Here is a 7,356-nt window from a genome sequence, read left to right as displayed (position 1 = left end):
GATGGTACTGCACTCGGAAGGGTGTGGGAGAGTAAGACACCGCCGAAATTCACTTCAGTTGAGGGGATGCACACCCACGGGTGAGCATCCCCTCAACACATTTAACAACACCACACAAAAAGGGGCACCAACCACCATTGGCGCCCCTCGTTGTGTTTAACGGATTAGTTCTATCCGGCCGGTCTCAGCCTCGGTTGGCTACGAAGCTCTGACGCAATTCACCGATTCCTTGAATACGGGAGGTCAAGACCTCGCCGTCGGAGAGGAAACGTGGAGGTTTGCGCCCCGCGCCGATACCCTCGGGTGTGGCGGTAAGAATCAGATCGCCGGGGTACAGGGTCACGATATTGGACAGGCCCTCGATCAAGTGCGCGACCGAGAAGATCAAGTCACGCGTATTTCCCCTCTGCATGATTTCCCCGTCGATGTCTCAGGACACATCGATGGCGTCCCGATCCCCGAACTAGTCCGGTGTGACGAGGTAGGGGCCCACGGGAAGGAAGCCCGGAAACGACTTGCCGAATCCGAGCTGCGGGGCCGGGCCCTGCAGCTGAGTGACTCTTTCGGAGAGATCCTGCGCGGCAGTCAGCCCCGCCACGTAGTCCCACGCATCGGATGCCGCCACGTGGTGAGCCTCCTTGCTCATGATGACGGTGAGTTCGACCTCCCAATCCGTATTCCCGCCCTCGGGAAGGTCTACGGTGGTGAACGGCCCCGTGAGCGCGGAAACGAATTTGGTGAAGACCGGGGGCGGCTTCTCCGGGCGCTCGAACCCGGATTCGGCGGCGTGCGCACTGTAATTGAGTCCGATAGCCAAGACTTGACGAGGCCGCGGGGACGGTGAGCCAAGGGCTTTCTCCGACAGCGGTTGCGCCTCGAACGCGTCCAGGTCCGCATCACGGGCCCAGGACAAGAAGTCGTCCCACCGCTCGTAGACATCGGTGATATCTGCTCCAAAGGCGCCGGAGCTCGCGCGGTCGACGTCCACGACCGTTCCCTCGACGGTGACGAGGGCTGCTCTACCGGATACGTTGGCGAGTTTCATGAATCTCCTTTAAATAACAGTGCGGATTTCTACCAGGCCTCGGGCAAGTGGATGTCGGGGATGACCTCGGGCTAGAACTCCCGTTTGCGGGCACGCGCGTGGACCTCCTCCTGGGACATGCCGGACTCGTAGGCCTCCAGAATCTGCTGTGGATCGAAATGGTGACGAATGGGGTTTTCTCCGAATTCGGAGGAGAAGTACATCCACGAGATGGATTTGCTCCAGTCGCCAAAGGCGTCCACCTGGATTTTCACACCGGTGCCCTCGGGATCCTGGTAATACATGGACATGGTCATTCGATGGTCCAGGCACACGAACGGTTCCAGCCCGAATCGCTTGAGCCGCTTGTAGTTCATGATCCATGAATTGAATTCGGGGTACTCGAAGGCAGTGTGGCGCAGGCCTGCGGTGTGTCCCTTGTCGACCGGTGCTTCCAGATCGGGGAACGCGAGCAGCGCAATCCGGTGGTTGGCCTCGTCATTACTCAACCACGCGGCCGGTCGTCCACGGCCGCGCTGTCCCTGGTCAGAAGCACGTGCCCGTAGCCCGCGACGTCGTCGAGCGGTCCGCCGTCAACCGGGAACTGGGATGCGAGGGTTCCGTGCCACCCCGGCGCCCCCGCGGCCGGGTCGAGCAATCCGGCGCCCAGAACGGGCGGGTCCGCCGGCGGAAGCACCACGGCGGGATCTGCCTTGCCGGCGATCATGCGCGCATCGCGCTCGGCGGCCTCCTGCGGGTCCAGCACGCAAATCACGCGCCCGAGTGCCACCGACATGGCAATGGCATGACGGATGTGCACCGTGCGCTCACTCGTGTAGGTGTCCAGAATGGTGGACGGAGCCGATCCCGCCAGGGCGAGGTCTAGTTTCCACGCGAGGTTCGCGGCGTCCCGGATCCCCGAGTACATGCCTTGCCCGGCGAACGGCGGCATCTGATGGGCGGCATCTCCGGCAAGAGCGATGCGTCCACGATCAGCCAGTCGTATCGGAAGTCCAGGTCGGTCATCCCGACACCGAGGAGCTCCCGAACGGTACTGCGTGAACCATCGCACCCGACGAGAAACCTCGCCTCGATCGACCACGGCCCGTCGGGCCCGCGACAAGTACCCACGATGCCATCGGTGGTTTCCTGGATGCCTGTCAACTCGACGTTGCGCAGCACCGTGACGTTGTCCATGTCGGCAACGGCCCGCGCCAGAACGTTCTCGAGTACGGGCTGGGAGAAGAAACTTTCAATGGGCCAGCCGCACGGCCCCGTTCCGGACCAGTCCATGGCAAGCAGGGTTTGTCCTTGGCTGTTACGCCACTCGTAGTGATCCGGTACCGCCTGTGAGATGTTCTGGATTTCATCGGTGAGGCCCAAGTTCTGAAAGATGCGCCCGATCTCGTCATCGAACACCACAGCGCGTGGCAGGGGGTACGCGTCCGCCTTTCGCTCGACAATCGTGACCTGGTGGCCGCGGAGGCCCAGGAGGCGCGCCAGGCTCAACCCCACGGGGCCCGCGCCCACCACCAGGACGTCAGCGCTGAGAGCGGAGGAATGCTGCCTGAGACTTTCCATCAATTAGGCCCTGTTAGTCATGCTCAAAAGGTATGGCATGAGGGTGGTGTGGATCACACGTCAAGGGGTGAAGTGGAAACCCGCAGCGCTACCATGTGACGAACGTGGCCACTGTGGGACCGGCGACAGGAAAGACCGAGGTGAGAAAAACGATGACCCAGGCATTGACCGGACTAGAGTCGGAACTGAGCCGTGCCGAACAGGCGGCTTTGGTCATTGGACGATGGGTTGAGCAGGAAGAACTGGGGGCCCGCCTCGGAACCAGGAAAGAGCTGCAAGAACGCGTGGGTGTCTCGAAAGGCAGCATTAACGAGGCTGTTCGACTGCTGGAGTCCCGGGGGCTGATCTCTACGAGAACGGGGCCCGGGGGCGGTCTGTTCACCGCCTCACCGCCACCGCTTGCCCGTCTGGGGCATGCGCTGCTCACCCTGGACGACGACGCCGCAGATGTCGGGTACGCGGTTCGGATTCGCGACGCCTTGGATCCGCTGCTCATTGAAGATGCCGTGTCTCATTCATCCGCCGTGGACATCGTTCGGATGCGACGCTCACTGCAGGAAATGGAAGACGCCATGGGGACGCAGGATTACCTGGGCTTCCTGCGGGCGAATTGGGACCTGCACGTGGTGATCGCTGCGGTGACACCGAATCAGCCGCTGCGTTCCATTTACTTAAGTCTTATGGACATGATTCGAACGCACACTGTGGCCATTGAATCCGGCACGGCCGGACCCTTGCCCGAGTACGTTCGTGCGCGTCATCAACTTCATGTCGACCTGGTGAACGCTCTCGACAGGCGGGACCACGCCGAAGCCATGCGCTTGGCCGCAGAACACAGCATCCAGAACAAACCGTGAGAGCGACGGGCATAACTGCTCGGCAATTGGAAGGGACATGCACATGAGCACCGAAACATCGCCTGCCCACACTGATCGCAAGCTTCTGTGGGCTCCCTCGGAGGAATCCGTCCGAAGTTCCAGGATGTACGACTACGCGTCGTACGTGGAACGGGCCTACGGAGTCACGGCCCCCGATTTTTCTGCACTTCACACGTGGTCGGTGAATCACCTCGGAGATTTCTGGCGGGGCGTGTGGGATTACTTCGATGTCATTGCCTCCGAGCCCGGGGACGAGGAGTTGACGGGGGAGACGATGCCGGGCGCGCAGTGGTTCCCGGGTGCGCGTCTGAACTACGCCGAAAATTCTTTGCGGGCCGCAGCAACACGCCCGGATGAGATTGCCATCATTGGTGAGTACGAGGATGCCCCGGCTCGTCACATGACGTGGTCCGAGCTGGAATCACAGGTGGCATCCGTGGCCCAGCGGCTGCGCGACTTGGGAGTCGAACCGGGGGACAGGGTAGCCGGGGTACTTCCGAACATTCCCGAGACAGCCGTGGCCCTGCTGGCCACCGTGTCGGTGGGTGGAGTGTGGTCGGTGGTCAACACGGACTTCGGGCCGGAGGGCGTGGCCGATCGATTCGCGCAGATCGAGCCCAAGATCCTGTTCACCGTGGATGGTTACAGATTCGGCGGCAAGCTCAGGGACATGACGGACTCGTACGCTCCGCTCCGAGAAGTGTTACCCACCGTGGAGCAGCTGATCGTGATCGATCAGCAGCCCCGTGACACCGTGGGCGAGCTGCCCGCGGACGCTCTGCGGTACTCGGACCTCATTGCGCAACGTGCCGAGCCCAACTACGAGCAGGTGCCGTTCGAGCACCCCCTGTGGATCCTCTACTCATCCGGAACCACCGGCAAGCCCAAGGGCATCGTGCACTCCCACGGTGGCGTGACACTCGAGTTCCTCAAGGCCCTGGGGTTGCACGCCGGGCTGGGTCCCACCGATGTCGCGTATTTCGCCGTGGCCACCACCTGGATGGTGTGGAACATGTCCGTGGGCATCCTCCTCACGGGCGCCACCATCATCACGTACGACGGCGCTCCCACCTTTGGCGGCCCACAGAAATCCTTGGAGTTGGTGGCCAAGAACAACGCCACGTTCTTCGGCACGGGCGCCGGTGTCCTGACCATGATCGAACGATCGGGCGTGGTCCCCAACGTCCACCAGGACTTCTCCGCCTTGAAGTCCATTCTGGTGACGGGCTCCCCGCTTCCTGACACCACATGGGACTGGGTGTACGAATCAGTCTCCGAGGACGTGCGGCTCGGGTCCGACTCCGGCGGAACGGACATCACGAGCGCCTTCATGGGGTCCAACCCTTACCAACCCGTGTACCGCGGCGAACTCCAAGGCCCGTACCTCGGGGCGGACGTTCAAGCATGGAACGGTCAGGGTGAACGGGTATGGGACGAGGTGGGCGAAATGGTTGTCACCAAACCGCTGCCGAGCATGCCCGTGTACTTCTGGAACGACCTTGACGGGTCTCGTTATCAAAGCGCGTATTTCGGTGTGTTCCCCGGAGTGTGGCGTCATGGGGACTGGGTCACCCAATTGAACAGCGGCCCGTTCGTGGTTCACGGCCGATCGGATTCCACCATCAACCGAGGGGGTATTCGCATGGGCTCCGCGGACATCACCCAGGTGGTGGACCGGGTGGCCGGGGTGTCCGCGTCCATGGTGATCGGTGCCGAGCTGGCCGGGGGTGATTACTACATGCCACTGTTCGTGGTTCCGGAGCCCGGGACGAATCTTTCGGAGGAGCTGCGAGAAACAATCGTGGCGACTATCCGGGAACAGATATCGCCGCGTTACGTACCGGACGAGATCATTGAGGCGCCGGCCGTCCCCAGGACTCGAACGGGCAAATTATTGGAAATCCCGGTCAAGAAATTGTTCCAGGGGGCGGATGCCAACAGTCTCAATCGTGCCACCGCCGAGGACGCCGAGGTTCTCGACTGGTATGCCCGAACCGCCCATGACTACGAGAAACGGCAAACGCGCCCGGCACAGTGAACTGGGCGCCGGGTCATCCGCTTGGTACGGGGGAACCCATCAGGCGCCGTCGACCGCGCGCTTGTTCTTGAAACGAACTGCTCCCCTGGTGCGGACCGAAGATTTCGGCGCGCACCGGGGGAGCAGTCAGGGTGGCCGACGAGACTCCGAGTCAGGAAATGACTTTCCCGGGATTCAAGTTATTTCCGGGATCCGTGCTGGAAAACAGCGCACGCAGGATGTTCGCGCCCTCCGGGGAGATGTCCTGCTCCATCCACGGCTGGTGTTCGAGGCCCACACCGTGGTGGTGGGAGAGTGTTCCTCCGTTGTCGATGAACGCTTGTTGGATGGCGCTCTTGACGGTGTGGTACTCGTCGTACGGGTTCTTGTCGTCATAGACGTAACCGAACGTGAAGTACAGGCACGCACCGGAGTGATAGGAATGGGACATGTGCGACATGATCCACCCCTTCTTCCCCAGGGATGCGTAGGCGCGTTCCGCGGCGTCGTAGACGGCCTTGTGCACGGTGGTGAGCTTGGACCACGGGGCAGCGGTCTCGGACACGTCACCCACCGTGTTCTGTTCAAGCAGGAAGTCACGTAGGTAAGGGGTGTCGAACTTCTTCTGGTCGTAGAGGGCGCCGGGACCCGAACCGAGCACAATGGCTCCGTTCTTCTTGGCGATGCCGGCCACGGCCTTCTTGCGTGTCTCCACGTCCTTGGGCGAGCCCTCGAAACACACGTAGGAGATGCACATCTCATCCGTGTCCCAACCGCGCTTTCGCATGATGGCCCACAGTGCGTCCTGGCCCTTGGCCGCGAGCTTGCCCTTGGGCGACGTCGGCTTCTTCTGCGTTGCGAGAGAGAACGCCGTCTCGTGGGCGTCCGAGATCCGCGCGAAGGTGAGCGGGATCTCGGCCTCCGTGAACTGGCGGACAGCGGTGAGCGCCTGCTGCCACGTGGGGTACATGTACGCGATGACCTGGTGCTTTTCCGGCAGCCGGTGCACGTGAACGGTCAGTTCCGTGATGATGCCCAGTCGGCCCTCGGAGCCGATGATCATCTCCCGCAGACTCGGGCCGGTGGAGGTTGACGGCAACGGACGCAGCACCACGGTGCCCGTGGCCCGGACCATGCGCAGACCGCGAATAATGTCCGCGATGTCCCCGTACTTGTCCGACTGCATGCCGGAGGAACGGGTCGCTGCCCAGCCACCGAGGGTGGAGTACGTGAAGGAATCGGGGAAGTGGCCCAGCGTCCAACCGCGGGCGTTGAGCTGCTCCTCCATGTCGGGACCGAGAATGCCGGCTTGAATGGTTGCGAGTCCGGAGGTCTCGTCGATCGCGAGCACCTTGTTGAGGCGCCCCAGGTCCACGGAAACAATGCACCGTTCCTCCGACGGATCCGGTTGGAGGCTTCGGGAAATGCTGCTGCCGCCACCAAAGGGAATGAGCACCAGGTCATGCTCGACGGCTGCACGCATGAGGGCAGCTACTTCAGCTTCGGTGCCGGGGTAGACCACGACGTCCGGGATGCGGTGGAAATCGTTGCGCAGAGTCTGCAGAAGCTCCGTCACGGATTTGCCGGCCCAGTGGATCACGCGCAGTTCGTCCTCGGTGCTGACGTTGTCCGCTCCATTGATTTGGCGGAGTAGCTCGAGAACCGTATCCGGAGCCTGGGACGCGGGGACGTGCGCGGTCGAGAAGTCCACGGTGTCCCGCTCGCGCGGTCGCAGTGTCACTCCGATGGCTTCCTTGACGAAGGGAGCAAAGGCGGGCTTGTTCTCGTAATTGAAGAAAACGCCTTCTTCGCCCCAGCCCCACCATTTCTGGTGTTTCACATGTGCCACTGCTGTG

The 7,356-nt window shown here is 62.2% G+C and carries 6 protein-coding genes and 1 pseudogene; 2 read left to right on the top strand and 5 right to left on the bottom strand.

The genetic code is table 11. The features are described from left to right. Positions 1–184 precede the first annotated feature (184 nt). The 4 genes and pseudogenes from ABEA06_RS14510 to ABEA06_RS14495 form a co-directional block, all read right to left on the bottom strand. A pseudogene (locus tag ABEA06_RS14510) lies at positions 185–1,045 on the bottom strand (fumarylacetoacetate hydrolase family protein). A gap of 71 nt (positions 1,046–1,116) precedes the next feature. Next, positions 1,117–1,533, bottom strand: a complete 417-nt coding sequence (locus ABEA06_RS14505; RefSeq protein ID WP_345311964.1) for a VOC family protein — start codon at positions 1,531–1,533, stop codon at positions 1,117–1,119. Further along, on the bottom strand, positions 1,530–1,976 hold the full coding sequence (locus tag ABEA06_RS14500) for an FAD-dependent monooxygenase (RefSeq protein WP_345311963.1): 447 nt from the start codon (positions 1,974–1,976) through the stop codon (positions 1,530–1,532). The genes ABEA06_RS14505 and ABEA06_RS14500 overlap by 4 nt, the downstream gene beginning before the upstream one ends. Next, positions 1,907–2,605, bottom strand: a complete 699-nt coding sequence (locus ABEA06_RS14495; protein WP_345311962.1) for an FAD-dependent oxidoreductase — start codon at positions 2,603–2,605, stop codon at positions 1,907–1,909. The genes ABEA06_RS14500 and ABEA06_RS14495 overlap by 70 nt, the downstream gene beginning before the upstream one ends. Positions 2,606–2,757: 152 nt before the next feature. Between ABEA06_RS14495 and ABEA06_RS14490 the strand changes: the two genes are divergently transcribed. Continuing rightward, positions 2,758–3,462 (top strand): FadR/GntR family transcriptional regulator, encoded by a 705-nt coding sequence (locus tag ABEA06_RS14490; RefSeq protein WP_345311961.1) that lies wholly within the window; start codon positions 2,758–2,760, stop codon positions 3,460–3,462. A gap of 43 nt (positions 3,463–3,505) precedes the next feature. Next, entirely contained in the window at positions 3,506–5,521 is a 2,016-nt protein-coding gene (locus ABEA06_RS14485; RefSeq protein WP_345311960.1) for an acetoacetate--CoA ligase, read from the top strand. A gap of 151 nt (positions 5,522–5,672) precedes the next feature. Here ABEA06_RS14485 and ABEA06_RS14480 read toward each other — a convergent pair whose 3' ends face one another. After that, entirely contained in the window at positions 5,673–7,349 is a 1,677-nt protein-coding gene (locus tag ABEA06_RS14480) for an FAD-binding oxidoreductase (protein ID WP_345311959.1), read from the bottom strand. Between the last annotated feature and the right edge of the window lie 7 nt (positions 7,350–7,356).

This window comes from Kocuria gwangalliensis, assembly GCF_039544365.1.
Classification (GTDB): Bacteria; Actinomycetota; Actinomycetes; order Actinomycetales; family Micrococcaceae; genus Kocuria; species Kocuria gwangalliensis.
This window is presented reverse-complemented; position numbering and strand designations above follow the sequence as displayed.

Coding starts and splice junctions, on each gene's coding strand:
- ABEA06_RS14500 (WP_345311963.1), bottom strand. CDS start 1,976: ATGCCGCCGTTCGCCGGGCAAGGCATGTACTCGGGGATCCGGGACGCC.
- ABEA06_RS14495 (WP_345311962.1), bottom strand. CDS start 2,605: ATGGAAAGTCTCAGGCAGCATTCCTCCGCTCTCAGCGCTGACGTCCTG.
- ABEA06_RS14490 (WP_345311961.1), top strand. CDS start 2,758: ATGACCCAGGCATTGACCGGACTAGAGTCGGAACTGAGCCGTGCCGAA.
- ABEA06_RS14485 (WP_345311960.1), top strand. CDS start 3,506: ATGAGCACCGAAACATCGCCTGCCCACACTGATCGCAAGCTTCTGTGG.